The 24,203-nt window shown below is 65.2% G+C and carries 34 protein-coding genes and 1 pseudogene; 4 read left to right on the top strand and 31 right to left on the bottom strand.

What is annotated here, in order from left to right; translation table 11 throughout:
* The first annotated feature begins 129 nt into the window (after positions 1–129).
* The 3 genes from typA (at position 130) to ASD78_RS03275 (ending at position 4,180) form a co-directional block, all read left to right on the top strand.
* Entirely contained in the window at positions 130–1,959 is a 1,830-nt protein-coding gene (typA, locus tag ASD78_RS03285; protein ID WP_055902391.1) for a translational GTPase TypA, read from the top strand.
* A gap of 32 nt (positions 1,960–1,991) precedes the next feature.
* On the top strand, positions 1,992–2,462 hold the full coding sequence (locus tag ASD78_RS03280; protein ID WP_055902389.1) for a DUF2127 domain-containing protein: 471 nt from the start codon (positions 1,992–1,994) through the stop codon (positions 2,460–2,462).
* Positions 2,463–2,605: 143 nt separating this feature from the next.
* Positions 2,606–4,180 carry an amidase gene (locus tag ASD78_RS03275; protein WP_056098411.1) on the top strand — a complete coding sequence of 525 codons (1,575 nt, stop codon included), beginning with the start codon at positions 2,606–2,608 and terminating at the stop codon, positions 4,178–4,180.
* Between the two features lie 18 nt (positions 4,181–4,198).
* Here ASD78_RS03275 and ASD78_RS03270 read toward each other — a convergent pair whose 3' ends face one another.
* Positions 4,199–5,197: an alpha/beta fold hydrolase gene (locus ASD78_RS03270; RefSeq protein WP_056098377.1), complete on the bottom strand. Its 999-nt coding sequence runs from the start codon at positions 5,195–5,197 to the stop codon at positions 4,199–4,201.
* 74 nt (positions 5,198–5,271) lie between these two features.
* Between ASD78_RS03270 and ASD78_RS03265 the strand changes: the two genes are divergently transcribed.
* The gene (locus ASD78_RS03265; protein ID WP_200944120.1) at positions 5,272–6,006 is read left to right on the top strand and encodes a helix-turn-helix transcriptional regulator; all 735 of its coding nucleotides are present in this window, start codon (positions 5,272–5,274) and stop codon (positions 6,004–6,006) included.
* Positions 6,007–6,112: 106 nt separating this feature from the next.
* Here ASD78_RS03265 and ASD78_RS03260 read toward each other — a convergent pair whose 3' ends face one another.
* The 30 genes and pseudogenes from ASD78_RS03260 to tuf all read right to left on the bottom strand — a co-directional run.
* A complete protein-coding gene (locus ASD78_RS03260) occupies positions 6,113–7,501 on the bottom strand; it encodes a 3-deoxy-7-phosphoheptulonate synthase class II (RefSeq protein WP_056098375.1) in 1,389 nt (462 codons plus the stop codon).
* Between the two features lie 64 nt (positions 7,502–7,565).
* Positions 7,566–8,081, bottom strand: a complete 516-nt coding sequence (locus ASD78_RS03255) for a disulfide bond formation protein B (protein WP_055902379.1) — start codon at positions 8,079–8,081, stop codon at positions 7,566–7,568.
* Positions 8,082–8,311: 230 nt separating this feature from the next.
* Positions 8,312–8,683 (bottom strand): 50S ribosomal protein L17, encoded by a 372-nt coding sequence (rplQ, locus tag ASD78_RS03250; RefSeq protein ID WP_055902377.1) that lies wholly within the window; start codon positions 8,681–8,683, stop codon positions 8,312–8,314.
* Positions 8,684–8,983: 300 nt separating this feature from the next.
* Entirely contained in the window at positions 8,984–9,982 is a 999-nt protein-coding gene (rpoA, locus tag ASD78_RS03245; protein WP_055902375.1) for a DNA-directed RNA polymerase subunit alpha, read from the bottom strand.
* A gap of 50 nt (positions 9,983–10,032) precedes the next feature.
* Entirely contained in the window at positions 10,033–10,662 is a 630-nt protein-coding gene (rpsD, locus tag ASD78_RS03240; protein ID WP_055902372.1) for a 30S ribosomal protein S4, read from the bottom strand.
* A 14-nt stretch (positions 10,663–10,676) separates the two neighbouring features.
* The gene (gene rpsK, locus ASD78_RS03235) at positions 10,677–11,069 is read right to left on the bottom strand and encodes a 30S ribosomal protein S11 (RefSeq protein ID WP_055902370.1); all 393 of its coding nucleotides are present in this window, start codon (positions 11,067–11,069) and stop codon (positions 10,677–10,679) included.
* Positions 11,070–11,080: 11 nt separating this feature from the next.
* Positions 11,081–11,437: a 30S ribosomal protein S13 gene (rpsM, locus tag ASD78_RS03230; RefSeq protein ID WP_055902367.1), complete on the bottom strand. Its 357-nt coding sequence runs from the start codon at positions 11,435–11,437 to the stop codon at positions 11,081–11,083.
* 230 nt (positions 11,438–11,667) lie between these two features.
* On the bottom strand, positions 11,668–13,029 hold the full coding sequence (gene secY, locus ASD78_RS03225; protein WP_055902366.1) for a preprotein translocase subunit SecY: 1,362 nt from the start codon (positions 13,027–13,029) through the stop codon (positions 11,668–11,670).
* Positions 13,030–13,036: 7 nt separating this feature from the next.
* Positions 13,037–13,474 (bottom strand): 50S ribosomal protein L15, encoded by a 438-nt coding sequence (gene rplO, locus ASD78_RS03220; protein WP_055902365.1) that lies wholly within the window; start codon positions 13,472–13,474, stop codon positions 13,037–13,039.
* A 10-nt stretch (positions 13,475–13,484) separates the two neighbouring features.
* Positions 13,485–13,691: a 50S ribosomal protein L30 gene (gene rpmD / locus ASD78_RS03215; RefSeq protein WP_055902363.1), complete on the bottom strand. Its 207-nt coding sequence runs from the start codon at positions 13,689–13,691 to the stop codon at positions 13,485–13,487.
* The gene (gene rpsE, locus ASD78_RS03210) at positions 13,684–14,226 is read right to left on the bottom strand and encodes a 30S ribosomal protein S5 (protein WP_055902361.1); all 543 of its coding nucleotides are present in this window, start codon (positions 14,224–14,226) and stop codon (positions 13,684–13,686) included. Before rpsE ends, rpmD begins: the two co-directional genes overlap by 8 nt.
* 162 nt (positions 14,227–14,388) lie before the next feature.
* Entirely contained in the window at positions 14,389–14,742 is a 354-nt protein-coding gene (gene rplR, locus ASD78_RS03205; RefSeq protein WP_055902359.1) for a 50S ribosomal protein L18, read from the bottom strand.
* A gap of 59 nt (positions 14,743–14,801) precedes the next feature.
* Positions 14,802–15,329, bottom strand: a complete 528-nt coding sequence (gene rplF, locus ASD78_RS03200; protein ID WP_055902356.1) for a 50S ribosomal protein L6 — start codon at positions 15,327–15,329, stop codon at positions 14,802–14,804.
* Positions 15,330–15,342: 13 nt separating this feature from the next.
* Positions 15,343–15,741: a 30S ribosomal protein S8 gene (gene rpsH / locus ASD78_RS03195; protein ID WP_055902354.1), complete on the bottom strand. Its 399-nt coding sequence runs from the start codon at positions 15,739–15,741 to the stop codon at positions 15,343–15,345.
* A 134-nt stretch (positions 15,742–15,875) separates the two neighbouring features.
* The gene (gene rpsN, locus ASD78_RS03190) at positions 15,876–16,181 is read right to left on the bottom strand and encodes a 30S ribosomal protein S14 (RefSeq protein WP_055902352.1); all 306 of its coding nucleotides are present in this window, start codon (positions 16,179–16,181) and stop codon (positions 15,876–15,878) included.
* Positions 16,182–16,196: 15 nt separating this feature from the next.
* The gene (gene rplE, locus ASD78_RS03185; RefSeq protein ID WP_055902350.1) at positions 16,197–16,739 is read right to left on the bottom strand and encodes a 50S ribosomal protein L5; all 543 of its coding nucleotides are present in this window, start codon (positions 16,737–16,739) and stop codon (positions 16,197–16,199) included.
* Positions 16,740–16,750: 11 nt separating this feature from the next.
* Positions 16,751–17,065: a 50S ribosomal protein L24 gene (gene rplX, locus ASD78_RS03180; RefSeq protein ID WP_055902343.1), complete on the bottom strand. Its 315-nt coding sequence runs from the start codon at positions 17,063–17,065 to the stop codon at positions 16,751–16,753.
* 16 nt (positions 17,066–17,081) lie between these two features.
* Positions 17,082–17,450, bottom strand: coding sequence for a 50S ribosomal protein L14 (rplN, locus tag ASD78_RS03175; protein WP_031373826.1), 369 nt, complete (start codon positions 17,448–17,450; stop codon positions 17,082–17,084).
* Between the two features lie 14 nt (positions 17,451–17,464).
* Positions 17,465–17,734: a 30S ribosomal protein S17 gene (gene rpsQ, locus ASD78_RS03170; RefSeq protein WP_055902341.1), complete on the bottom strand. Its 270-nt coding sequence runs from the start codon at positions 17,732–17,734 to the stop codon at positions 17,465–17,467.
* 9 nt (positions 17,735–17,743) lie between these two features.
* Positions 17,744–17,929, bottom strand: a complete 186-nt coding sequence (gene rpmC / locus ASD78_RS03165; RefSeq protein ID WP_055902338.1) for a 50S ribosomal protein L29 — start codon at positions 17,927–17,929, stop codon at positions 17,744–17,746.
* Positions 17,929–18,342 carry a 50S ribosomal protein L16 gene (gene rplP, locus ASD78_RS03160; RefSeq protein ID WP_055902334.1) on the bottom strand — a complete coding sequence of 138 codons (414 nt, stop codon included), beginning with the start codon at positions 18,340–18,342 and terminating at the stop codon, positions 17,929–17,931. Before rplP ends, rpmC begins: the two co-directional genes overlap by 1 nt.
* Before the next feature lie 6 nt (positions 18,343–18,348).
* Entirely contained in the window at positions 18,349–19,092 is a 744-nt protein-coding gene (rpsC, locus tag ASD78_RS03155) for a 30S ribosomal protein S3 (protein WP_055902331.1), read from the bottom strand.
* Between the two features lie 14 nt (positions 19,093–19,106).
* Positions 19,107–19,442: a 50S ribosomal protein L22 gene (gene rplV, locus ASD78_RS03150; protein ID WP_055902442.1), complete on the bottom strand. Its 336-nt coding sequence runs from the start codon at positions 19,440–19,442 to the stop codon at positions 19,107–19,109.
* 10 nt (positions 19,443–19,452) lie between these two features.
* Entirely contained in the window at positions 19,453–19,722 is a 270-nt protein-coding gene (rpsS, locus tag ASD78_RS03145) for a 30S ribosomal protein S19 (RefSeq protein WP_055902327.1), read from the bottom strand.
* A gap of 6 nt (positions 19,723–19,728) precedes the next feature.
* Entirely contained in the window at positions 19,729–20,556 is an 828-nt protein-coding gene (rplB, locus tag ASD78_RS03140; RefSeq protein WP_055902324.1) for a 50S ribosomal protein L2, read from the bottom strand.
* 10 nt (positions 20,557–20,566) lie between these two features.
* Positions 20,567–20,863, bottom strand: a complete 297-nt coding sequence (gene rplW / locus ASD78_RS03135) for a 50S ribosomal protein L23 (RefSeq protein WP_055902321.1) — start codon at positions 20,861–20,863, stop codon at positions 20,567–20,569.
* The gene (rplD, locus tag ASD78_RS03130; RefSeq protein ID WP_055902318.1) at positions 20,860–21,465 is read right to left on the bottom strand and encodes a 50S ribosomal protein L4; all 606 of its coding nucleotides are present in this window, start codon (positions 21,463–21,465) and stop codon (positions 20,860–20,862) included. Before rplD ends, rplW begins: the two co-directional genes overlap by 4 nt.
* Positions 21,466–21,467: 2 nt before the next feature.
* The gene (gene rplC / locus ASD78_RS03125) at positions 21,468–22,124 is read right to left on the bottom strand and encodes a 50S ribosomal protein L3 (RefSeq protein WP_056098373.1); all 657 of its coding nucleotides are present in this window, start codon (positions 22,122–22,124) and stop codon (positions 21,468–21,470) included.
* Positions 22,125–22,134: 10 nt separating this feature from the next.
* On the bottom strand, positions 22,135–22,446 hold the full coding sequence (gene rpsJ, locus ASD78_RS03120) for a 30S ribosomal protein S10 (RefSeq protein ID WP_027070119.1): 312 nt from the start codon (positions 22,444–22,446) through the stop codon (positions 22,135–22,137).
* A gap of 464 nt (positions 22,447–22,910) precedes the next feature.
* Positions 22,911–24,203 (bottom strand): annotated as a pseudogene (tuf, locus tag ASD78_RS03115) (elongation factor Tu); the annotation flags it as partial.

Below are 24,203 nucleotides of genomic sequence, written 5' to 3'. Positions count from 1 at the left end.
ATGGCGACGGACCGGCCAATTCCCAAGCATACCCCACCCCGTTCAGCTGAATGGGCAGCTTTAGCTATAGACAGGTATAATGGTCGGCTTCTTCCGGCCTTCACGCTCTTCACAAAGAGCGCTCTTCGCATGTCCATCCAAAACCTTCGCAATATCGCCATCGTCGCTCACGTCGACCATGGCAAGACCACGCTCGTCGACTGCCTGCTCAAGCAGTCGGGGACCCTGTCGGAACGTACGGTTTTGGCCGAACGCGCGATGGACAGCAACGACCAGGAAAAGGAACGTGGCATCACGATCCTGGCCAAGAACACCGCCATCACCTGGCAGGGCAACCGCATCAACATCGTCGACACCCCGGGACACGCCGACTTCGGCGGCGAGGTCGAGCGCGTGCTGTCGATGGTCGACTCGGTGCTGATCCTGGTCGACGCGATGGACGGCCCGATGCCGCAGACCCGCTTCGTCACCCAGAAGGCCTTCGCGATGGGCTTCAAGCCGATCGTGGTGGTCAACAAGATCGACCGCCCGGGCGCGCGTCCGGACTGGGTCATCGACCAGGTGTTCGACCTGTTCGACAAGCTCGGCGCGACCAACGAGCAGCTCGACTTCCCGATCGTCTACGCCTCGGCCCTGCACGGCTACGCCAGCCTGGACGACAGCGCCCGCGACGGCGACATGACCCCGCTGTACGAAGCGATCATGAAGCACGTGGCGCCGCCGCAGGTCGACCTCGACGGTCCGTTCCAGATGCGCATCAGCCAGCTGGACTACAGCAACTTCGTCGGCCTGATCGGCATCGGCCGCATCCAGCGCGGCAAGGTCCGCCGCAACATGCCGGTCAGCGTGGTCGACCGCGAAGGCAAGAAGCGCCAGGGCAAGGTCCTGCAGGTGCTCGGCTTCATGGGCCTGGAACGCATCGAGACCGAGGAAGCCGAGGCCGGCGACATCGTCGCGATCTCCGGCGTGGCCGACCTGAGCATCTCCGACACCGTTTGCGCGCTCGACACTCCGGAGGCGCTGCCGGCGCTGACCGTGGACGAGCCGACGATCAGCATGACCTTCCAGGTGAACAACTCGCCGTTCGCCGGCCACAAGGAGCTCAGCGGCGGCAAGTTCCTCACCAGCCGCCAGCTGCGCGAGCGCCTGGAGCGCGAAACCCTGCACAACGTGGCGCTGAAGGTCGAGGAAGGTTCCGATCCGGACAAGTTCCTGGTCTCCGGCCGCGGCGAGCTGCACCTGTCGGTGCTGATCGAGAACATGCGCCGCGAAGGCTTCGAGCTGGCGGTGTCGCGCCCGGAAGTCATCATCAAGGAAATCGACGGCCAGCTGATGGAGCCGGTCGAGCAACTGGTGGTCGACATCGAAGAGCAGCACCAGGGCGGCGTCATGGAGAAGCTCGGCGTCCGCAAGGGCCAGCTCAAGAACATGGAGTCCGACGGCAAGGGTCGCGTGCGTCTGGATTACATGATCCCGGCCCGCGGTCTGATCGGCTTCCAGAACGAGTTCCGCACCCTGACCCAGGGTTCGGGCCTGCTGTTCCACGTGTTCGACCATTACGGTCCGAAGGAAACCGGCGCGATCGCCAAGCGCATCAACGGCGTGATGATCGCCAATGCCGCCGGCACCACCCCGGCCTACTCGCTCGGACCGCTGGAAGAGCGCGGCCGCCTGTTCGCCGCCGAAGGCGACCAGGTGTACGAAGGCCAGCTGGTCGGCATCCACTCCAAGGACAACGACCTGACCGTCAACGCGATCAAGCCCAAGCCGCTGACCAACATGCGCGCCTCGGGCAAGGACGACGCGATCAAGCTGACCCCGGCAATCAAATACACGCTGGAACAGGCCCTGGACTTCATCGAGGACGACGAGCTGGTCGAAGTCACCCCGAAGGAAATCCGCCTGCGCAAGAAGTTCCTCACCGAAAGCGATCGCAAGCGCGCTTCGCGCGCGGCCTGATCGCGGCCAGGCGGCGCAACCGAACGCACCGCGTGAGCGAAGAAACGCACTACGACCCGCGACCGCAGGCCCACCCGGGCCTGCACGTGATCGCCCTGGTCGAAGCCGGCAAGGGACTGCTGGCGCTGCTCGCCGCGAGCGGCCTGGAACTGCTGGGTCCGGCGCCGCTGCAGCGCTGGATCCACGAACTGATCGCGCGCTTCCACCTCAATCCCGAACACGGTGGACTGGCCAAGTTCGCCGATGCGATCAGTCCGCACTCGGTGCACCTGGCCGCGGCGGTGGTGCTGGCCTACGGCGCGCTGCACGTGGTCGAAGCCTGGGGCCTATGGCGCGCCAAGGCCTGGGCCTCGTGGCTGGGTTGCATCGGCGCCGCCGCCTATCTGCCTTTCGACCTCTACGCCCTGTACAAGCACCCCGGCTGGATCGCGGTGGCGGTGCTGGCGATCAACCTGATCGTGGTCTGGGTGCTGGGCCGCGACCTGTTCAAACGCCGCCACTGAAGCGGCGCCCTCGCCTTCCCCCCAAAGCCGCACGCTGCCCGCGCTCGGGCATACTCCGCCCAGTCCAGGGCTGGGGAATGCCGATGCCGTTCTTGTCGAGACTCGCCGCGCCGACCCTGGCGCTGGTACTGAGCGCCTGCGCGATGGCGCCGGCCGCGGGCAACCTCGCTCCCGCTGAATCCGCGGCCGACCAAGCCGTCGCGACCAGCGTCGTCGCCGATCCGCACGGCATCGCCGAAGCCGACATCGAGCAGCTCGCCGCCCTGCAACGCGACGGCAAATTGAGCAGCGTCCAGCTGACCCAGGCCTACCTCGACCGCATCGCCGCGCTCGACGACGCCGGGCCCACGCTCAACGCGGTGATCGAACTCAACCCCAACGCCCTGCTCGAAGCCGGCCGCCTCGACGCCGAACGCAAGGCCGGCAAGTTGCGCGGGCCGCTGCACGGCATCCCGGTGCTGATCAAGGACAACATCGACGCCACCCCGATGGTCAATTCGGCCGGCTCGCTGGCCCTGGCCGAGCACCGGCCCAAGACCGACGCGCCGCTGGTCGTCGCGCTGCGCAGCGCCGGCGCGGTGATCCTGGGCAAGACCAACCTCAGCGAATGGGCCAACTTCCGCTCCACCCATTCGATGTCGGGCTGGAGCGCGCGCGGCGGCCTGACCCGCAACCCTTACGCGCTGGACCGCAGCGCCTGCGGCTCCAGCAGCGGCACCGGCTCGGCGATCGCCGCCAGCCTGGCCGCGGTCGGCGTCGGCACCGAGACCGACGGCAGCATCCTCTGCCCCGCGGCCATGAACGGCCTGGTCGGCCTCAAGCCCAGCGTGGGCCTGATCAGCCGCGCCGGCATCATTCCGATCTCGGCCAGTCAGGACACCCCCGGCCCGATGACCCGCAGCGTCGCCGACGCCGCGCGCTTGCTCAGCGTGATGGCCGCGGCCGACGCCGGCGGCGATGCGGCTGCGAAAGCCGCGAGCGGGCATCGACTGGACGACTACACCAGCGCGCTCGATCCCGGCGCGCTCAAGGGCGCGCGCATCGGCTTCCTGCACGAGTCCGGCGTCGGCTACCAGCGCGAACTCAACGCCGCGCTGGAACGCGCGATCGCGACCCTGCGCAAGGCCGGCGCCACCGTCATCGACGTCGAGATCCCGACCGCCGGGCAATGGGACGAGGCCGAGTACGAAGTGCTGCTGTACGAATTCAAGGACGGCCTGCAGCGCTATCTGCGCGACAGCAACGCACCGCTGCGCAGCCTGGACGAAGTGATCGCGTTCAACCGTGCCCACGCCGATCGGGAGTTGCACTACTTCGGCCAGGAGCATTTCGAACGCGCGGCCAAGCGCGGCCCGCTGAGCGACGCGCGCTATCGCCAGGCCGCCGCCAAGGCGCGCCGGCTGGCCGGAGCGGAGGGCATCGACGCCGTGCTCAAGCGGCATAAGCTGGACGCGCTGATCGCGCCCGCCACCGGCCCGAGCTTCATCGTCGACCCGATCAACGGCGATCATTTCAATGGGGCCGGCTACGGCGCGGCCGCGGTCGCCGGTTATCCCAGCCTGACCGTGCCGATGGGCGACGCGCAGGGCCTGCCGCTCGGGCTGGTGTTCATGGGCCCGCGTTGGAGCGACGCGCGCTTGCTGTCGCTGGGTTACGCCTTCGAACAAGCCACCCAGGCACGCACGCCGCCGCGTTATCGGTCGACGCTTAGCCCGTGAGCGCCGGGTTCGCGGCGATCAGTCGCGCAAGAACGCGCTGGTCGTCGACCACAACGCGGTCCGCCGTGGCTGCAGATGCAGCCAGTGATTGCCGCCGGAAATCTTCACGTCGCGGCGTTCGGCCGCGCCGCTGAGCTCGGCGAACAAACGAGCCGCATCGGCATCGGTGGTGACGTGGTCCCACTCGCCTCGCACGATCAAGATCGGCTGGCGCACGCGGGCGTTGTCGACCAGATTCTCGCCGGCCCACAGCCGGTCGATATCGGCGATCGGCGCATTCGGAATCCGCACCGACGGCGGGCTGGGCGTGGCCGATTCCGGATCGGTGGCCAGATACGCCGCGCACCAGCGTTCGATCTCCTCCGCGCTCACCGGTGTGGGCGCGTCCGCCGGCAGCCCGGAGCGCTGACGCGGCCGTTGCTCCGCCGAGCCCATCAGCGCCCAGGCCGGCGCGGCCGCTTCTTCTCGCGGCCCTTCGCGGGTCGCCACCGGGCCGAACAACACCAGTTTGCTCACCGCCTCGGGATGCTCGATCGCCGCCTGCCGCGCCGGCAGCGTGCCCCAGGAATGGGCGATCAAATGGATCGGCGCGCGCGGACGTTGCCGGCGGATCGCGGCGATCGCCGCCGCGATCTGCGCGGCGGCCATGCGGTAGTCGCCCCAAGGCGGCGCCGAGTGCGGATCGGCGCCGAACACCGGCGGCCGCTCGGATTCGCCATAACCGGCGAAGTCCAAACCCCAGGCGTCGAAGCCTTGCGCCTGCAGATGATCCAGCCACGATACGCCCTGCATCCGCCAACCGACCGATAAATCGCAAGGGAACGTCGCGCCGTGCACATACAGCGCCACAGGACCGGCGGCCGACTGGCGCAGCAGCGATAAGCGCAGCGTGCGGCCGTCGTGAATCCAATCGACCGAGCAGCGTTCGCGGCGCGCGGGTACGCCGGCGGCCGCGCCCGGTAGCGCCGACATCGCCATCGCCAGCATCGGCAAGCGCATCAAATCGCGTCGTTTCATCGTAGCCACCGCCTCGGGAAGTGCCGCGATTGTGCGCACTTGCGCCACGGCAACGCTTCGACCAACATCGAACCATGCGAGCACGTCCCGCCGCCATGGCGCAGGCCACATCCGAACACGCCAGATCCGAGCAGGCTTTGGCCGAGATCGCCGCCGCGATCGGCGACCCGGCGCGCGCATCGATGCTGGTGACCTTGCTCGACGGCCGCAGCCGCAGCGCGGGCGAACTGGCCGCCGCTGCTGGCGTCGCGCCGCAGACCGCCAGCACCCACCTCGCCCGGCTCGCCGCGGCGGCGCTGATCGACACGGAAAAACAGGGCCGGCACCGCTATCACCGGCTCGCGTCCAGCGAAGTCGCCGATGCGGTCGAAGCCCTGCTGGGCCTGAGCGGAAATCTGACCGCTCGGCAATCTGGCGCGATCGCGCTCGGCCCCAAGGACGCTGCATTGCGTCACGCGCGCAGTTGCTACGACCATCTGGCCGGCGAACTCGCGGTGGCCGTGGCCGATGCCTGGCAACGCAACGGCTGGATCGCCGCGCAAGCGCAAGGCTGGACCTTGACGCCCGCCGGCGGCGAACGGATCGCACGCCTCGGCATCGCCCTACCCGATCCGAATCGACGCCGTCCTGGCCTGCGCGCTTGCCTGGATTGGAGCGAACGCCGCCCGCACATCGGCGGACAACTCGGCACCAATCTGCTCGATGCCTGTCTGGCCCAGGGACTGCTGCGTCGGCGGCGCAACTCGCGCAGCCTCGACGTCACCGATGCCGGCGCGCGCGTCTTGCGCGATTGGGCCCGGCCGGTCTGAATGCCGGAGTTTCGCGGCGACGGCGTAGCGCAAGCCGGCATTTTCGGACGCCACAAACACGAAGCCCGCCGATCGGCGGGCTTCGCATTACCGCTTCATCGAGCGATCAAGCCGGCGCGGCGATCTGAGCCTGCTTGCGCACGATCAGCATCGCCACTTCCAGCGCTTGCTCGTAGTTCAGGCGCGGATCGACGGTGGAGTGGTAGGCGCGTTCCAGATCGCTCTCGGTGATCTCGCGCGCACCGCCCAGGCATTCGGTCACGTCTTCGCCCGTCAGTTCCAGATGCACGCCGCCCAGACGGGTGCCGGCCGCGGCGTGCAGTTCGAAGGCCTGCTCGATCTCGCTGCGGATGTTGCGGAAACGGCGGGTCTTGTAACCGTTGCTGGTGCTTTCGGTATTGCCGTGCATCGGGTCGCAGACCCACAGCACGCGGCGACCATCGCGGCGCACCGCGTCCAGCAGCGGCGGCAGCTTGTCGGCGATCGTGCTCGCGCCCATGCGATGGATGAAGCTCAGCCGGCCCGGCTCGTCCTCGGGATTGAGCAGGTCGATGGTGCGCAGCAGCTGGTCCGGGGTGACCGACGGACCGACCTTGAGCGCAATCGGATTGCGGATGCCGCGGAAGTACTCGGCGTGGGCGCCATCGGCCGCGGCGGTGCGCATGCCGATCCACGGGTAGTGGGTGCTGAGATTGAAGTAGCCCCAGTGACGCGGCACCTGCCGGGTCAGCGACTCCTCGTAGGGCAGCAGCAGCGCTTCGTGCGAGGTGTAGAAGTCGACCCGGTTGAGGTTGTGCACCTCCGAGCCCGACAGCGTCTCCATGAAGCGCACCGCGTCGCCGATCGCGTTGACCATGCGCCGGTACTCGTCGGCCAGCGGCGAGTGGCCGACCCAGCTCAGGTTCCAGTACTCGGGATGGTGCAGGTCGGCGAAGCCGCCGTCGATCAGGGCGCGGACGAAATTCATCGTCATCGCCGAGCGCGCGTGGGCCTTGATCATGCGGCGCGGATCGGGACGGCGCGCGGCCTCGGTAAAGGCCGGCGCGTTGACCATGTCGCCGCGGTAGCTGGGCAGGGTCACCTCGCCGATGGTCTCGGTGTCGGCCGAACGCGGCTTGGCGTACTGGCCGGCGAAACGCCCGACCCGCACCACCGGCTTGCGCATGCCGTGCACCAGCACCAGGCTCATCTGCAGCAGCACCTTGAGCCGGTTGGAGATCACGTCCGAGGAGCACTGGTCGAAACTCTCTGCGCAGTCGCCGCCCTGGAGCAGGAAGCGCTTGCCTTCCTGGGCCTCGGCCAGCTGCTGCTTGAGCGCGAGGATCTCCCACGAGGTCACCAGCGGCGGCAGGTTGCGCAGCTCCTGCAGAGCGTCGGACAGCTCGGCCGCGTCCGGATAGGTCGGCAACTGCAGCGCGGTGCGCTCGCGCCAGGACGTCGGGGTCCAGTTGGCGGGCAGATTGACGGCTCGGAGGTTGCGGTCGGTGGCGCTCATTTCCTTGGATCCAGTGGTTGCGGGGCGAAAGTGCGGGAGGGTTTCGCGAACGGCGCGGCGGCGCTTAGGCGGCGGCGCGCTTGCGAAACGAAGCGTAGGCCGCCCAGGCGGCCAGCACGAGGAAGCAGATCAGGCTCCAGGCCGGCATCGCCAGGCCCAGGAAAGTCCAGTCGACCGCCGCGCATTCGCCCGAGCCGGTCATGACCTTGCGGATCACGCCGGTGATCGGCATGGCCTCGAGCATGTAGTCCAGGCCGGGGCCGCAGGCGGGCACCTGGTCCGGCGGCAGGTGCTGCAGGCGCACGTGGTTGCCGGCGACGAGGATCCCGCCCAGCGCGGCCAGCAGCGAGAACACGCCGTAGGTCTTGCGGGCGCGCGCGGTCTTGGGACCGTGGATCGCGCCGACCAGGAACACCAGGCCCAGGGCGAAGAACGCCACGCGCTGGAAGATGCACAGCGGGCACGGCTCCAGGCCGTCGTGCAGTTGCAGGTAGAACGCATAGCCCAGTAGCCCGGCGCAGGCGAGGAAGCCCAGCAGGTACTGGCGGCGGAACGAGGCGGACAGCGGACTGGCGGTCATGGTTATCACCTTACGTCGTGGGCAGCGCCGTGCCTAGCCGCAGCGGCGCCGGTTCGGTTATGACGACAGAAGACTCCGACAGGCGGCGAAAGTTGCCTGGGTCGTTGCCCGCGAAACCGTTGCCGTCGTAACCGTCCCCAAAATGCAAAAACCCCGGCCTGGGCCGGGGCTTTCACGCGCGCCGCCGCTTGCGCGACGGTGCGGCTTATTGCGATGGATCGGGCCGTCGATTACTCGGCGGCTTCCGGGCGATCGACCAGCTCGACGTAGGCCATCGGCGCGTTGTCGCCAGCGCGGAAACCGCACTTGAGGATGCGCAGGTAACCGCCCGGACGCGACTGGTAGCGCGGACCCAGGGTCGTGAACAGCGTGCCCACGGCTTCCTTGTCGCGCAGGCGCGAGAAAGCCAGGCGGCGGTTGGCGACGCCGTCGGTCTTGGCGAGCGTGATCAGCGGCTCGGCAACGCGACGGAGTTCCTTGGCCTTGGGCAGGGTGGTGCGGATGAGGCCGTGCTTGATGAGGGACGCAGCCATGTTGGTGAACATCGCATCGCGATGGGCACTGGTGCGGCTGAACTTACGTCCGGACTTCTGGTGGCGCATGGTCGTGATTCCTAATGAATGCTGTCGCTATTGAGATTCGCTGTCGCCTTCATGGCGTTGTTGCATGGACTGCGGTTGGTCCGAGCCCGGTCGTCCTGATCGGGCATCGTCGCGAGCCTTCGGGCGCGTCGACGTGTGTGTTGCGGCGTTGCGTATTGCGGTGATGCGAACCTTGCCGATGGATCGAGAGGCCACGCTTCGGCTAGCTTCGGCGTGGACTCTCTGCGTTCCCCTGCCCGGCGCAGCGCGCCGGGCGTTCGCCCCAGCCGCGCGGCAGTGCCGCGCAGGCGAGGCTGAGATTCACCCCATCATGCCGTGCTGGGCGATGCCGGCCGGCGGCCAGTTTTCCAGCTTCATGCCGAGGGACAGGCCGCGCTGAGCCAGCACTTCCTTGATCTCGGTGAGCGACTTCTTGCCCAGGTTCGGGGTCTTGAGCAGCTCGACTTCGGTCTTCTGGATCAGATCGCCGACGTAGTAGATGCTCTCGGCCTTGAGGCAGTTGGCCGAACGAACGGTGAGCTCGAGATCGTCGATCGGACGCAGCAGGATCGGATCGATGCCGCTGGTGGCCGGCTTCGCCGCACCGCGGTCGCGGTGGGTGAAATCGCCGAACACCGACAGCTGGTCGGTGAGGATGTCGGCGGCGGTGCGCACGGCTTCCTCAGCGTCGATCGTGCCGTTGGTTTCGATGTCCAGCACCAACTTGTCGAGGTCGGTACGCTGTTCGACGCGCGCGGCTTCGACGGCATAGGCGACGCGACGGACCGGCGAGAAGCTGGCATCCAGCATCAGGCGGCCGATGGTGCGGGTTTCTTCGTCCGGACGACGACGCGCGGCGGCCGGCTGGTAGCCGAAACCACGCTCGATCTTCAGACGCATGTTGATCGCCGTATCCTTGGTCAGGTGGCAGATCACGTGCTCGGTGTTCAGGATCTCGACGTTGTGGTCGGTCTTGATATCACCCGCGGTCACGATGCCCGGGCCCTGCTTGGCCAGCGACAGGGTGGACGCGTCGCCGGTGTGCATGCGGATGGCGACGTCCTTGAGGTTCAACAGGACTTCGAGCACGTCCTCTTCGAGACCTTCAACGGTGGTGTATTCGTGGAGCACGCCGTCGATTTCGACTTCGGTGATGGCGAAACCCGGGATCGAAGACAGCAGCACACGGCGCAGCGCATTGCCGAGGGTGTGGCCGTAGCCGCGTTCCAGCGGCTCGATCACGACCTTGGCGCGATTGCCGGCAAGGCGTTCGATCTGGGGACCGCGCGGACGCAGTACCTGGTTGGCGGTAACCGTCATGTTTCGGTGTCTCCTGCGAGGCCCCGGCGGACCGGGGCTTCAAAAGATAATTACTTCGAGTACAGCTCGACGATCAGCGCTTCGTTGATATCGGCCGGCAGATCGGCACGATCCGGCACAGCCTTGAACACACCGCTGAACTTCTTGCTGTCGACCTCGACCCACGACGGCGAGAGATCCATCTGCGAAGCCACGGTCAGGGATTCCTGCACGCGCAGCTGCTTCTGGGCACGCTCGGACAGCGCGATCGCGTCGCCGGCCTTGACCTGGTAGGACGGCAGGTTGACGGACTTGCCGTTGACCGTGACGCCGCGGTGCGAGACCAGCTGACGGGCGGCCGGACGGGTCACTGCGAAGCCCATGCGGTAGATCACGTTGTCGAGACGCGTCTCCAGGAGCTGAAGCAGGTTCTCGCCGGTGTTGCCCTTCTTGGTCGAGGCCTTCTTGTAGTAGTTGCGGAACTGGCGTTCCAGCAGGCCGTAGATACGCTTGACCTTCTGCTTCTCGCGAAGCTGGGTGGCGTAGTCGGACAGCTTGCCCTTGCGGGCGGTGGGGCCGTGTTGGCCGGGCTTCTGCTCGAGCTTGCACTTCGAATCGAGTGCACGAGCGGACGACTTCAAGCCGAGGTCGGCGCCTTCGCGACGAGCGAGCTTACAGGTGGGACCAATATAACGAGCCATTTTTCTTCAGCTCCTCAGACGCGACGCTTCTTCGGCGGACGGCACCCGTTGTGCGGGATAGGCGTCACGTCGATGATGTTCATGATCTTGTAACCGACGTTGTTCAGCGAACGAACGGCGGACTCACGACCCGGACCCGGGCCCTTGATGCGCACTTCCAGCGACTTCACGCCGTAGTCGAGCGCAGCACGGCCGGCCTTTTCGGCGGCAACCTGGGCTGCGAACGGGGTCGACTTACGCGAGCCGCGGAAACCCGCGCCGCCCGAAGTCGCCCACGAGAGCGCATTGCCCTGGCGGTCGGTGATCGTGATGATCGTGTTGTTGAAAGAAGCGTGGACGTGGGCGATGCCGTCGGTGACGACGCGCTTGATCTTCTTCTTGGTTTTTGCAGCTGCCGGCTTAGCCATGGTTTGACCCCTTACTTCCTGATGGCCTTACGCGGACCCTTGCGGGTACGTGCATTGGTACGCGTGCGCTGACCGCGCAGCGGCAAGCCGCGGCGGTGACGCAGGCCGCGGTAGCAGCCCAGGTCCATCAGACGCTTGATAGCGATACCGACCTCGCGACGCAGGTCGCCTTCAACCACGTACTTACCGACTTCGGCGCGCAAGCGCTCGACTTCCGGTTCGGACAGGTCACGAATCTTCGTCGAAGAATTCACGCCCGCGGCATCGCAGACCTTCTTCGAACGAGTACGGCCGATGCCGTAAATGCTTTGCAACCCGACCCAGACATGCTTCTGGGCAGGCAAGTTGACGCCCGCAATACGCGCCATAACGCGATCTCCAACTGAGTTTGGCGGCCAGGGCGGATTAACCCCGGCGAGTGAACTGGAAATTTTAACAAGGTCTCGGGTTAATAGGAAGCCCCGCGGCGTCAGGGACGCCACGGAACCACGGCATGGGGAGTGTGCCCATGCTCCGGCGACGAACCAGGACTGGCTGAATAGGGCGATCCCGCCCTACTCGCCCCGCGCGCTACTCTGGCGCGCGGAATGGTCCTGGCTCACCCGCGCGCGAGACCGCCGCGCGAGCCGCCCTTCAAGTTCGCCTTCTTCAACAGGCTCTCGTACTGATGGGACATCAGATGAGCCTGGATTTGAGCGATGAAATCCATCACCACGACCACGACGATCAGCAACGAGGTGCCGCCGAAGTAGAACGAGGTGCCCAGTTGGGTGCGCATGATCTCCGGGAGGAGACAGACGATCACCAGATAAGCCGCACCGGCCGCCGTGAGGCGGGTCAGTACGCCGTCGACATAGTCGGCCGTCGCCTTGCCCGGACGGATGCCCGGAATCAGCGCGCCCGACTTCTTCAGATTGTCGGCCGTTTCCTGCGAGTTGAACACCAGCGCCGTGTAGAAGAAGGCGAAGCCGATGATCAGGGCCGCGTACAGGATCATGTGCAGCGGCTCGCCCGGATTCAGCCACTGGCTGACCCGCTGCAACCAGGTCGCCGAGCTGCTCTGGCTGAACCAGGTCGCCGCCGTCGCCGGGAACATCACGATGCTCGAGGCGAAGATGGCCGGGATCACGCCCGACATGTTCAGCTTCAGGGGCAGGAACGAGGACTGGTTCATGTAGGCGTTACGACCGCCCTGACGGCGGGCGTAGTTCACCGTGATCCGGCGCTGTCCGCGCTCGACGAACACCACAAGGTAGGTGAACACCAGGACGATAGCCACCACCGCGATCGCGGTCATGGGGTTCATGGTGCCGTCGTTGATCTGGGTGAACATCGTCACCACCGCGGCAGGCAGGCCCGCGACGATGCCGGCGAAGATGATCAAGGACACGCCGTTGCCGATACCGCGCTCGGTCACCTGCTCGCCGATCCACATCAGGAACATGGTGCCCGCGGTCAACGCGAGCACCGCGGTCAGGATGAAGCCCGGACCCGGGTTATAGACCACCGGAATGCCCTGGCTCGCGCCGCCGGCCTGCAAGGCCGTCGCGATACCCCAGGCCTGGAACACGGCCAGGGGGATCGCACCCATGCGCGACCACTGGTTGATCTTGCGCCGGCCCGACTCGCCTTCCTTCTGGATGGCTTTCAGGCTGGGCACGATCTGCACCAGCAGCTGCACGATGATCGACGCCGAGATGTACGGCATCACGTTCAACGCGAACAGGCTGAAACGGTGAAGGGCGCCGCCCGAGAACATGTTGAACATGTCCACGATCGTGCCCTTCTGCGACTCCATGAGCTTGAGCATCGCTTCGGGATTGACGCCCGGCACCGGGATGTAGCAACCGATGCGATAGACGATCAATGCGCCGACTACGAACAGCAGACGTTGGCGAAGCTCGGTGAATTTACCGAGTCCGCCGCCGAGACCGGCCATCGCGTTGCTGCTCCGCGCCATGTATCGCTTACTCCTCGACCTTGCCGCCGGCCGCTTCGATCGCGGCCTTCGCACCGGCCGTGGCCAGCACGCCCTTGAGCACGAACGCCTTGTTCAGCTCGCCCTTCTTGACGATCTTCGCCTGCTTGGCCGTGGTCGGAACCAGCTTGGCCGCGAGCAGCTTGGCGAAATCGATCTCACCGGCTTCCAGCTTGTCCAGCTGGTAGGACAGCACTTCGGCGGTGTCCTTGGCGGTCTTGGAGCGGAAGCCGATCTTCGGCAGACGACGCTGCATCGGGGTCTGGCCGCCTTCGAAGCCGGCCTTGATCTTGCCCTTGCCCGAACGAGCGAACGAACCCTTGTGGCCGCGGCCCGCGGTCTTGCCGAGGCCCGAACCGATACCGCGACCGACGCGCTTGCGGTCTTCGCGGGCGCCGTCAGCCGGCTTGAGTGTATTGAGACGCATGATGTTCTCCTTAGCCCTCGACCTGAACCAGGTAGTGGACCGTGTTGATCAGGCCACGAACCTGCGGGCTGTCTTTCAGCGTCCGCACGTCGTTGAGCTTGTTCAGGCCGAGCGCCTTCACCGACAGGCGGTGACGCGACTGACAGCCACGCAGACCCTTGACCAGGCGCACGGTGACCGTGCCGCCTTCGACGGGCTTGTTCTCAGCCTTAGCCATGGTTGAGATCCTCCACCTTCTTGCCGCGCTTGGCAGCGATCTTGGCCGGCGAATGCATGCCGGTCAGACCCTTCAGCGTGGCGCGAACCAGGTTGATCGGGTTACGCGAACCGGTGGCCTTGGCCAGCACGTTCTTGACACCGACCGCTTCGAGCACGGCGCGCATCGCGCCGCCGGCGATCACGCCGGTACCTTCCGACGCCGGCTGCATGAACACATGCGCCGCGCCGTGGCCCGACTTCACGGCGTGCCACAAGGTGCCGTTGTTCAGATCGACGTTGTTCATCGCCTTGCGGGCGTATTCCATCGACTTCTGGATGGCGACCGGCACTTCGCGCGCCTTGCCGTAGCCGAAGCCGACCTTGCCGTTGCCGTCGCCCACCACCGTCAGTGCGGTGAAGGTGAACTGGCGACCGCCCTTGACGGTCTTGCTGACGCGGTTGACCGCGATCAGCTTCTCGATCATGCCGTCGTCGATCTCTTCGCGGTTACGGTCGCGATCACGACCCCGCGGTGCACGCTGTTCTTCAGCCATTTCGATATCTCGTTGATTTATGGGATTTGCGGCGTCGCCGCTTATGGTTGTGATATGGATCGGGTGACGCGACCAGGACGGGAACCCGTCCTGGCGCCCGGCGCAAACCGCGCCGGCAGCTGTCTCATTCAGGCGTGGGGACGCATCCCCTCGCCTTCAAGCTTAGAACTGCAGGCCGCCTTCGCGAGCCGCATCGGCCAGGGCCTTGATGCGACCGTGGTAGCGGTAACCCGAACGGTCGAACGCGACCTTCTCGATGCCGGCGGCCTTGGCCTTGGCGGCGATCGCGTGACCGACCTTGACGGCGGCGTCGGCGTTCTTGCCGTTCTTCAGGCCTTCCTTGACGTCGGCCTGGACGGTCGAGGCGGCAGCCAGGACCTTGGAACCGTCGGCGGTGAAGACCTGGGCGTACAGATGCTGACCGGTGCGCAGCACCGACAGGCGCGGCACGCCGAGTTCGCGGATGTGCGCGCGGGTGGACTTGGCGCGACGCAGACGGGCAATGTTCTTGTTCATGTTCTGATCTCCGAAAGCTGAAGGATGGTCGGCAGGGCCCGCTGGGGCCGTTGCGTTCCTTAGGCCTTCTTGGCTTCCTTGCGGATGATGACTTCGCCGGCGTACTTCACGCCCTTGCCCTTGTAGGGCTCCGGCGGACGGAAACCACGAATCTTGGCGGCGACTTCACCGACGCGCTGCTTGTCCGCGCCCTGGACCAGGATCTCGGTCTGGGTGGGGGTAGCGATGGTGATGCCTTCCGGGGCCTTGAACAGCACCGGGTGCGAGAAACCCAGCGCCAGGTTCAGGTCCTGGCCCTGCATCGAGGCACGGTAGCCGACGCCGACCAGCTCGAGCTTGCGCTCGAAGCCTTCGGAGACGCCCTTGACCATGTTCGCGAGGATGGCGCGCAGGGTACCCGTCAACGGGATCAGCGCGGCGTCCTCGGTGGTGAACACGGCTTCGCCGTTTTCGATCTGCAGGTTGATGGCGGCCGGCTTCGCGATCGACAGGGTGCCCTTCGGGCCCTTGGCGCTGACGTGGTCGGCCTGGATATTCAGTTCGACGCCCTTCGGGAGGGCGACCGGCTTCTTGGCAACTCGGGACATTGCGGTTACTCCCTTAGGCCACGAAGCACAGGACTTCACCGCCGACGCCCTGCTGGCGCGCCTGCGCATCGGTCATGATGCCTTTCGAGGTGGAGATGATGGCGACGCCCAGGCCACCGAGGACCTTGGGCAGCGCGTCCTTGCCGCGGTACTGGCGCAGGCCCGAACGGGAGTAGCGCTGGAGGCGCTCGATCACCGGCTTGCCTTCGTAGTACTTCAGCGAAATTTCGAGTTCGGCCTTGCCCGGACCGGTCTGGGTCACGCGCGAGTCCAGGATGTAACCCTCGTCCTTCAGCACGGCGGCGATGGCCACCTTCACCTTGGACGACGGCATCTTCACCGTCTGCTTCCGAACCGCGGCCGCATTCTTGATGCGGACCAGCATGTCGGCGATGGGATCAGTCATGCTCATTGAATATCACCTATGAGTAGCACCGATATCCGCGGGATTGCGAATTTCAGTAATAGATACAACGACTTACACTTTCTTCAACAGCGCCGCCGCGACCCGAGGGCCGCGGCGGTACAGCAGGAGAGCCGACTATGTTACCAGCTTGCCTTGCGAAGACCAGGCACGTCGCCGCGCATGGTGGCTTCGCGCAGCTTGTTGCGGCCCAGGCCGAACTTGCTGTAGACGCCGCGCGAACGGCCGGTCAGGACGCAGCGGTTGCGCTGACGGCACGGCGAAGAGTCGCGCGGCAGCTTCTGCAGCTTGACGGCCGCTTCCAGCTTCTCCTCGTACGAGGAGCTGTCGTTGGCGATGATCTTCTTCAGCGCATCGCGCTTGCCGGCGTACTTCTTCGCCAGCTTGGTCCGCTTGATGTCGCGGTTGACCATGGAGGTCTTAGCCATTGTGCAATCCTAGACTCAGTTGCGGAACGGGAAGCGGAAGGCTTCGAGCAGGGCCTTGGCCTCGGCATCGGTCTTCGCGGTCGTGGTGATCGCGATGTCCATGCCGCGCAGCGCGTCGACCTGGTCGAAATCGATTTCCGGGAAGATGATCTGTTCCTTGACGCCCATGTTGTAGTTGCCACGGCCGTCGAACGAACGACCCGACACACCGCGGAAGTCGCGCACGCGCGGCAGCGAGATGTTGACCAGGCGGTCCAGGAACTCGTACATCTTGGCGCGGCGCAGGGTGACCTTGGCGCCGATCGGCCAACCGTCGCGGATCTTGAACGAAGCGACCGACACGCGGGTCTTCGTCACGATCGGCTTCTGGCCGGCGATCTTGGTCATGTCGGCGACGGCATTTTCCAGGATCTTCTTGTTGGTCGCAGCCTCGCCCACGCCCATGTTCAGCGTGATCTTGGACAGGCGCGGCACTTGCATCGGGTTCTTGTAACCGAACTTCTCGGTCAGGGCAGGAACCACTTCTTTCTTGTAAAACTCTTCGAGCCGGGTGGTCATTTCAGCATTCCTCAGGCGTCAACCGCCTCACCGCTGGAGCGGAACACACGCAGTTTGCGTCCATCCTCCAGCACCTTGATACCGATGCGTTCGCCCTTGCCGGTGGCCGGGTTGAACAGCATGACGTTGGAAATGTGAATCGGCGCTTCGCGCTCGATCACGCCGCCCGGCTGGTTGGCCTGCGGATTCGGCTTGGTGTGGCGCTTGATGATGTTGATGTTCGACACGACGACTTTCTCGCCGAGTACGCGCACCACATCGCCCTTCTTGCCCTTGTCCTTGCCGGCGGTGACGATCACTTGATCGCCCTTCTTGATACGGTTCATGGTCTAGTTCCTCCGCTCAGAGCACTTCAGGCGCGAGCGAGACGATCTTCATGAACTTCTCCGAGCGCAGCTCGCGAGTCACGGGCCCGAAGATACGGGTGCCGATCGGCTCATGCTTGTTGTTGAGCAACACCGCAGCGTTGCCATCGAAGCGGATCAGCGAGCCGTCCGGGCGGCGAACGCCCTTGCGGGTGCGGACCACGACGGCGTCATAGACGTCGCCCTTCTTGACCTTGCCGCGCGGAATCGCGTCCTTGACGGTGACCTTGATGATGTCGCCAATGTGCGCGTAACGGCGCTTGGAGCCGCCGAGCACCTTGATGCACATCACTTCTTTCGCACCGGAGTTATCGGCCACTCCGAGGTAGCTTTGCATCTGGATCATGGTTCAGCCTCCTCTTATTCGGCCACGCGGCTGACGATCTCAACCACGCTCCAGTTCTTGGTCTTCGACATCGGCGCAATTTCCTTCACTCGCACGATATCGCCTTCTTTGCAAGCGTTCTCGGCGTCGTGGGCGTGGAGCTTGGTCGAGCGACGGATGTACTTGCCGTACAGCGCGTGCTTGACCTGACGCTCGACGAGCACGGTGACGGTCTTGTCCATCTTGTTGCTGACGACCCGGCCTTCAACCGTGCGCAGCGCCTTCTCTGTGTTGTTGTCGGTCATGGCGGGTCCTTACTTCTTCTGACCCAGCAACGTGTTCACGCGAGCGATCTCGCGGCGAACACGGCGGGCCTCATGGGTCTTGGCGAGCTGGCCGGTGGCCTTCTGCATGCGCAGAGCGAAGCTCTCCTTGTGCAGGTCGACCAGGTGAGCCTTGAGCTCGTCAGCCGACTTGTCGCGCAGTTGCTTGAGTTCCATTAGCGCACCGTCCGGGTAACGAAAGTGGTGGTCACCGAGAGCTTGGCGGCCGCCAGACGGAACGCTTCACGCGCGACGTCTTCAGCAACACCTTCGATCTCGTAAATCATGCGACCGGGCTGGATCTGAGCGACCCAGTACTCGACGTTGCCCTTACCGGAGCCCATTCGGACTTCGATCGGCTTCTTGGTGATCGGCTTGTCGGGGAACACGCGGATCCACATCTTGCCGCCGCGCTTGACGTAGCGGCTGATCGAGCGGCGGGCCGCTTCGATCTGACGCGCGGTCAGCTGACCGTGTGCGGTCGCCTTGAGGCCGTACTCGCCGAAGCTGACGGCATTGCCGTTCCAGCTCAGGCCCTCATTGCGGCCCTTGTGTACCTTGCGGTACTTGGTTCGCTTGGGTTGCAACATGGCGGATTACCTCTGTTCGCGGGCAGGACGGCCCGGGCGGTCGTTACGATCACCGCGGTCGCCGCGGTCACCACGATCGCTGCGCGGCGAATCGTCCTGCTTTTCCTGGCCGACGTGCGAGAAATCGAAGATTTCGCCGCGGTAGACCCAGACTTTGATACCGATGATGCCGTACGTCGTCTTGGCTTCAGCGAAGCCATAGTCGATGTCGGCGCGCAGGGTGTGCAGCGGCACGCGACCTTCGCGGTACCACTCCGAACGCGCGATCTCGGCACCGTTCAGGCGGCCGGCGACGTTGACCTTGATGCCCAGGGCGCCAAGGCGCATCGCGTTGCCCACAGCGCGCTTCATCGCGCGACGGAACATGATGCGGCGCTCGAGCTGCTGAGCGATCGACTCGGCGACCAGCTGCGCGTCGAGTTCCGGCTTGCGGACCTCGGTCACGTTGATGTGCGCCGGAACGCCCATCAGCGTGCTCACTTCCTTGCGCAGCTTCTCGATGTCCTCACCACGCTTGCCGATCACCACGCCCGGACGGGCGGTGTGGATCGTGACGCGGGCGTTGTTGGCCGGGCGCTCGATGAAGATCTTCGAGATACCGGCCTGCGCGAGCTTCTTGCGAAGCATCTCGCGGACCTTGAGGTCGGCAGCCAGGTACTCGGCGTACTGCTTCTTGCCGGCGAACCACTTGGAGTTCCAGTCCTTGGAGATACCAAGGCGGATACCGGTCGGATGTACTTTATGACCCATTGTCTGACTCCGCCTTACTTGCCCGCGCCCACAACCACAGTAATGTGGCTGGTGCGCTTGAGGATGCGGGTGCCGCGGCCCTTCGCACGCGCCATGAAGCGCTTCAGTGCGGGACCCTCGTCCACCATGATGGTCTTGACCTTGAGATCGTCGACGTCGGCGCCCTGGTTGTTCTCGGCGTTGGCGATGGCGGACTCCACGACCTTGCGGATCAGTGCAGCAGCCTTCTTGTCCGAGAACTTCAGCAGGTTGACGGCGCGCTCGGCGGACAGACCACGCACCTGGTCGGCGACCAGGCGGGCCTTCTGCGGGGAGATGCGCGCGGTGCGCAGGATGGCTTTCGCTTCCATGGTCATCTCCTTACTTGCCCGACTTCTTGTCGCCGCCGTGACCCTTAAACGTACGGGTCAGGGCGAATTCGCCAAGCTTGTGGCCAACCATATTTTCGTTGACCAACACCGGGATGTGGTTCTTGCCGTTGTGCACGGCAATGGTGAAACCCACCATGTCCGGCAGCACCATCGAGCGACGCGACCAGGTCTTGATCGGCTTCTTGTTGTTACCCGCGGTTTCCACCTTCTTCATCAGATGGTGGTCGACGAACGGGCCTTTCTTCAGTGAACGTGCCATGGCCGATTAGCTCCTGCGATCGCGAACGATGAACTGCTGCGTACGCTTGTTCTTACGCGTCTTGTAACCCTTGGTCGGCACGCCCCACGGCGTGACCGGATGCGGGTTGCCCTGGCCAGCCTTGGCCTCACCACCGCCGTGCGGATGGTCGACGGGGTTCATCGCCGCACCGCGAACGGTCGGCTTGATACCGCGCCAGCGCTTCGCACCGGCCTTGCCGAGCTTCTCGAGGCTGTGCTCGTCGTTGCCGACTTCGCCGATCGTGGCGCCGCATTCCGACGGCACCTTGCGCATTTCGCCGGAGCGAAGACGCAGCGTGGCGTAACCCTGTTCGCGAGCCACCAGGTAGGCGCTGGCGCCGGCCGCACGGGCCAGCTGGGCGCCCTTGCCCGGCTTCATCTCGACGCAGCACACGGTGGTGCCGACCGGGATGTTGCTCAGCGGCAGGGTGTTGCCGACGCGGATCGGGGCGTCGCGGCCCGCGATCACCTGGTCGCCGTCCTTCAGGCCCTTGGGGGCGATGATGTAACGGCGCTCGCCATCGACGTAGCACAGCAGCGCGATGTGCGCGGTGCGGTTGGGATCGTATTCGATCCGCTCGACGCGGGCGGGGATACCGACCTTGTCGCGCTTGAAGTCGATGATGCGGTAATGCTGCTTGTGACCACCGCCGATGTGGCGGGTGGTGATGCGACCGTGGTGGTTACGGCCGCCGCTCTTGCTCTGCTTTTCGACCAACGCCGCGTGCGGCGCGCCCTTATGCAGGCCCGGCGTCACCACGCGGACCGCGCTACGGCGGCCGGGGGAAGTGGGCTTGAAAGTCATCAATGCCATGGGTCTTTCCTCAGGGCTTGGCAATCACGTCGATCGACTGGCCAGCGGCCAGCTTCACGTACGCCTTACGCCAGTCGGCGCGACGGCCCATGCGGAACTTGAAGGCTTTGCTCTTGCCCTTCACGTTGACCACATTCACCGCCTCGACCTTCACGTCGAACAGCTTTTCCACGGCGACCTTGATGTCGGCCTTGGTAGCGTCCGTCGCGACTTCGAAGACGTATTGGTTGGAAACTTCCTGCAGACGCGCGGTCTTTTCGGACACGCGCGGCGCACGGATGATGCTGTAGAGCTTGGCGTCGTTCATGCCAGCCACTCCTCGATCTTCTTGACCGCATCGGTCGTGAACACGATCGAATCGGCGCCGACGAGGGCAACCGGATCGAGTCCCTGCACGTCGCGGACTTCAACGTAAGGCAGGTTGCGCGCCGAGAGGTACAGATTCTCGGACGCTTCCTCGGTGACGAGCAGCGGACGACGGCCCATCTCAAGCGACTTCAGCTTGGCGACCATGCCCGAGGTCTTCGGCGAGTCGATGTCCAGCGTCTCGACGACGGTGATGCGGCCCTGACGGTTCAATTCCGACAGGATCGCAGCCATCGCTGCGCGGTACATCTTGCGGTTGACCTTCTGCGCGAAGCTGCGCGGCTTGGCCGCAAAGGTCACGCCGCCGCCGACGAAGATCGGAGCCGTCAGCGCGCCATGACGCGCACCGCCGCCCTTCTGCTTCTTCGACTTCTTGGTGGTGCCGTTGACTTCCGAACGCGTCTTCTGCGCCTTGGTGCCGGCGCGGCCCGCGTTGCGGTAGGCCACAACAACCTGGTGGACCAGGTCTTCGCTGAATTCGCGATCGAAGATGGCGTCGGAAACCGACAGCTTCTTGTCGCTACCGTTGATGGCAAGTTCCATCGTTATGCTCCCTTGGTCGTCGGACGGACGATCACGTCGCCGCCCGGCGCGCCCGGCACTGCGCCCTTGATGGCGATCAGGCCGCGCTCGGCGTCGACCTTGACCACTTCCAGGCCCTGCGTGCTCTGCTGGACGGCACCCATGTGACCGGACATCTTCTTGCCCGGGAAAACGCGACCCGGCGTCTGGCGCTGGCCGATAGAACCCGGCGAGCGGTGCGACAGCGAGTTACCGTGCGTCGCATCGCCCATGCGGAAGTTCCAGCGCTTGATCGTGCCCTGGAAGCCCTTGCCCTTGGTGATGCCCTGGACGTCGACGATCTGGCCGGCCTCGAAGATGTCGGCCTTGATCTCGCCGCCCACTTCGAAAGCACCGATCTGGTCGGCTTCCACGCGCAGCTCCCACAGGCCGCGACCGGCTTCGACCTTCGCCTTGGCGAGGTGACCGGCTTCCGGCTTGTTGACGAGCGCAGCGCGGCGCACGCCGACCGTCACCTGCACGGCGCTGTAGCCGTCGGTATCGGTGGTCTTGATCTGGGTAATGCGGTTCGGGGTCGCCTCGATGAGGGTCACCGGAATCGACTTGCCGTCTTCAGTGAAGAAGCGGCTCATGCCGGCCTTGCGACCGACGATGCCCAACGAATATTTCTTCGCGGTCATAGTGGTGGCCTCAGGTCAGCTTGATCTGCACATCAACGCCAGCCGCGAGTTCGAGCTTCATCAGCGCGTCCACGGTCTTGTCGTTGGGGTCGACGATGTCGAGCACGCGCTTATGCGTGCGGGTCTCGTACTGGTCGCGCGCGTCCTTGTCGACGTGCGGGGAAACGAGAATGGTGTAGCGCTCGATCTTGGTCGGCAGCGGGATCGGGCCGCGCACTTGCGCGCCGGTCCGCTTAGCCGTCTCGACGATCTCGCTGGCCGAACGGTCGATCAAACGATGATCGTACGCCTTCAGCCGAATCCGGATCTTTTGGTCCGCCATGACGGAATTCCTTGGTTAAAAGAGCGACGGGCCGGCCTCTGGGTGTGCCGAACCCCACGAAAACGCAAACACTCCAGAGCAGCACCCTTGCCCCGGAGCTTCCTTGCCTGGAAAAAACTAAGGCAGACCGGTTACCCGGCCCGCCCAGACGGAGTGGAACGCACGAAGGGCCCCGTGTAGCGTTCCTTGGAAGCCTTGAACTTTGCAGTTCGGGGCCCGGAACGTACGGAGCGCTGCCGTGCGACATGTCCCTGTCTGGCGAATACGAGGCGCTTCCTGCTCCTCATTTCGCTGGTCGTGCCGGCCCAAATAAGCAGGACTGGCACGGTGGTCGCGCATTCTAACCGTATTGCCGGGGTGGACGCAAGCGCCCCGCCCCGACCGGTCGATGCCCGGGCCGACACCTCTTCAAAGGGCCGGCCCGGAGGACCCGGAAACGGGGCGCGAACCCCGGACTCCGTCTCTTACTTGATGATCTTGGCCACCACGCCGGCGCCGACGGTACGGCCGCCTTCGCGAATCGCGAAACGCAGGCCTTCGTCCATCGCCACCGGGTTGATCAGGCTCACATCTTACTTGATGATCTTGGCCACCACGCCGGCGCCGACGGTACGGCCGCCTTCGCGAATCGCGAAACGCAGGCCTTCGTCCATCGCCACCGGGTTGATCAGGCTCACYACCATCTTGATGTTGTCGCCCGGCATGACCATTTCCACGCCGTCCGGCAGCGTCACCGCACCGGTGATGTCGGTCGTGCGGAAGTAGAACTGCGGACGGTAACCCTTGAAGAACGGGGTGTGACGGCCGCCYTCGTCCTTCGACAGAACGTAGACTTCGGCTTCGAACTCGGTGTGCGGGGTGATCGAACCCGGCTTGGCCAGCACCTGGCCGCGCTCGACGTCGTCACGCTTGGTGCCGCGCAGCAGCAGACCGGCGTTGTCGCCCGCCTGACCCTGGTCCAGCAGCTTGCGGAACATYTCSACGCCCGTGACCGTGGTCTTCTGGGTCGGACGGATACCGACGATTTCGATTTCGTCGCCCACCTTGATGATGCCGCGCTCGATACGGCCGGTCACCACGGTGCCGCGGCCCGAGATCGAGAACACGTCTTCCACCGGCATCAGGAACGGCTTGTCGATCGCACGCTCCGGCTGCGGRATGAACGTATCCAGCGCCTCGACCARACGCAGGATCGACGGCACGCCGATCTCCGACTGGTCGCCTTCCAGCGCCAGACGCGCCGAACCGTGAATGATCGGGGTGTCGTCGCCCGGGAACTCGTACTTGGTCAGCAGCTCGCGCACTTCCATCTCGACCAGCTCGAGCAGCTCGGCGTCGTCCACCATGTCGGCCTTGTTCAGGAACACGACGATGTACGGCACGCCGACCTGACGCGACAGCAGGATGTGCTCGCGGGTCTGCGGCATCGGGCCGTCAGCGGCCGAGCACACCAGAATCGCGCCGTCCATCTGCGCCGCACCCGTGATCATGTTCTTCACGTAGTCGGCGTGGCCCGGGCAGTCCACGTGGGCGTAGTGGCGGTTCGCCGATTCGTAYTCCACGTGCGCGGTCGAAATCGTGATGCCGCGAGCCTTCTCTTCCGGCGCCGCGTCGATCGCGTCGTACGCCTTGAACTCGCCGCCGAAACGCTCCGCGCCCACCTTGGTCAGCGCTGCGGTCAGCGTCGTCTTGCCGTGGTCCACGTGGCCGATGGTGCCCACGTTCACGTGCGGCTTGGTGCGCTCGAATTTACCCTT

Origin of the sequence: Lysobacter sp. Root667 (assembly GCF_001427715.1) — a bacterium.
In the GTDB taxonomy this organism is placed as follows: domain Bacteria; phylum Pseudomonadota; class Gammaproteobacteria; order Xanthomonadales; family Xanthomonadaceae; genus Lysobacter.
This window is presented reverse-complemented; position numbering and strand designations above follow the sequence as displayed.

What these genes read in the sequence shown, in the direction of transcription:
- rplE (WP_055902350.1), bottom strand. Translation starts at nt 16,739, where the DNA reads ATGACCACCCGGCTCGAAGAGTTTTACAAGAAAGAAGTGGTTCCTGCC.
- rpsS (WP_055902327.1), bottom strand. Translation starts at nt 19,722, where the DNA reads ATGGCACGTTCACTGAAGAAAGGCCCGTTCGTCGACCACCATCTGATG.
- rpmC (WP_055902338.1), bottom strand. Translation starts at nt 17,929, where the DNA reads ATGGAACTCAAGCAACTGCGCGACAAGTCGGCTGACGAGCTCAAGGCT.
- rplC (WP_056098373.1), bottom strand. Translation starts at nt 22,124, where the DNA reads ATGACCGCGAAGAAATATTCGTTGGGCATCGTCGGTCGCAAGGCCGGC.
- rpsN (WP_055902352.1), bottom strand. Translation starts at nt 16,181, where the DNA reads ATGGCTAAGACCTCCATGGTCAACCGCGACATCAAGCGGACCAAGCTG.
- ASD78_RS03260 (WP_056098375.1), bottom strand. Translation starts at nt 7,501, where the DNA reads ATGAGCGCCACCGACCGCAACCTCCGAGCCGTCAATCTGCCCGCCAAC.
- rplP (WP_055902334.1), bottom strand. Translation starts at nt 18,342, where the DNA reads ATGTTGCAACCCAAGCGAACCAAGTACCGCAAGGTACACAAGGGCCGC.
- rplQ (WP_055902377.1), bottom strand. Translation starts at nt 8,683, where the DNA reads ATGCGCCACCAGAAGTCCGGACGTAAGTTCAGCCGCACCAGTGCCCAT.
- ASD78_RS03275 (WP_056098411.1), top strand. Translation starts at nt 2,606, where the DNA reads ATGGCGCCGGCCGCGGGCAACCTCGCTCCCGCTGAATCCGCGGCCGAC.
- rplO (WP_055902365.1), bottom strand. Translation starts at nt 13,474, where the DNA reads ATGCGTCTCAATACACTCAAGCCGGCTGACGGCGCCCGCGAAGACCGC.
- rplB (WP_055902324.1), bottom strand. Translation starts at nt 20,556, where the DNA reads ATGGCATTGATGACTTTCAAGCCCACTTCCCCCGGCCGCCGTAGCGCG.
- rpsE (WP_055902361.1), bottom strand. Translation starts at nt 14,226, where the DNA reads ATGGCTGAAGAACAGCGTGCACCGCGGGGTCGTGATCGCGACCGTAAC.
- rpsM (WP_055902367.1), bottom strand. Translation starts at nt 11,437, where the DNA reads ATGGCGCGTATTGCGGGCGTCAACTTGCCTGCCCAGAAGCATGTCTGG.
- rplV (WP_055902442.1), bottom strand. Translation starts at nt 19,442, where the DNA reads ATGGAAGCGAAAGCCATCCTGCGCACCGCGCGCATCTCCCCGCAGAAG.
- rpsK (WP_055902370.1), bottom strand. Translation starts at nt 11,069, where the DNA reads ATGGCTAAGCCGGCAGCTGCAAAAACCAAGAAGAAGATCAAGCGCGTC.
- rplR (WP_055902359.1), bottom strand. Translation starts at nt 14,742, where the DNA reads ATGAACAAGAACATTGCCCGTCTGCGTCGCGCCAAGTCCACCCGCGCG.
- ASD78_RS03265 (WP_200944120.1), top strand. Translation starts at nt 5,272, where the DNA reads ATGCGAGCACGTCCCGCCGCCATGGCGCAGGCCACATCCGAACACGCC.
- rplD (WP_055902318.1), bottom strand. Translation starts at nt 21,465, where the DNA reads ATGGAACTTGCCATCAACGGTAGCGACAAGAAGCTGTCGGTTTCCGAC.
- ASD78_RS03270 (WP_056098377.1), bottom strand. Translation starts at nt 5,197, where the DNA reads ATGAAACGACGCGATTTGATGCGCTTGCCGATGCTGGCGATGGCGATG.
- rpmD (WP_055902363.1), bottom strand. Translation starts at nt 13,691, where the DNA reads ATGGCTAAGGCTGAGAACAAGCCCGTCGAAGGCGGCACGGTCACCGTG.
- rpoA (WP_055902375.1), bottom strand. Translation starts at nt 9,982, where the DNA reads ATGACGGTTACCGCCAACCAGGTACTGCGTCCGCGCGGTCCCCAGATC.
- rplF (WP_055902356.1), bottom strand. Translation starts at nt 15,329, where the DNA reads ATGTCCCGAGTTGCCAAGAAGCCGGTCGCCCTCCCGAAGGGCGTCGAA.
- rpsD (WP_055902372.1), bottom strand. Translation starts at nt 10,662, where the DNA reads ATGGCTCGTTATATTGGTCCCACCTGTAAGCTCGCTCGTCGCGAAGGC.
- rpsC (WP_055902331.1), bottom strand. Translation starts at nt 19,092, where the DNA reads ATGGGTCATAAAGTACATCCGACCGGTATCCGCCTTGGTATCTCCAAG.
- rpsQ (WP_055902341.1), bottom strand. Translation starts at nt 17,734, where the DNA reads ATGACCGACAACAACACAGAGAAGGCGCTGCGCACGGTTGAAGGCCGG.
- rpsJ (WP_027070119.1), bottom strand. Translation starts at nt 22,446, where the DNA reads ATGGCGGACCAAAAGATCCGGATTCGGCTGAAGGCGTACGATCATCGT.
- ASD78_RS03255 (WP_055902379.1), bottom strand. Translation starts at nt 8,081, where the DNA reads ATGACCGCCAGTCCGCTGTCCGCCTCGTTCCGCCGCCAGTACCTGCTG.
- typA (WP_055902391.1), top strand. Translation starts at nt 130, where the DNA reads ATGTCCATCCAAAACCTTCGCAATATCGCCATCGTCGCTCACGTCGAC.
- secY (WP_055902366.1), bottom strand. Translation starts at nt 13,029, where the DNA reads ATGGCGCGGAGCAGCAACGCGATGGCCGGTCTCGGCGGCGGACTCGGT.
- rplW (WP_055902321.1), bottom strand. Translation starts at nt 20,863, where the DNA reads ATGAACGACGCCAAGCTCTACAGCATCATCCGTGCGCCGCGCGTGTCC.
- rpsH (WP_055902354.1), bottom strand. Translation starts at nt 15,741, where the DNA reads ATGAGCATGACTGATCCCATCGCCGACATGCTGGTCCGCATCAAGAAT.
- rplX (WP_055902343.1), bottom strand. Translation starts at nt 17,065, where the DNA reads ATGAACCGTATCAAGAAGGGCGATCAAGTGATCGTCACCGCCGGCAAG.
- rplN (WP_031373826.1), bottom strand. Translation starts at nt 17,450, where the DNA reads ATGATCCAGATGCAAAGCTACCTCGGAGTGGCCGATAACTCCGGTGCG.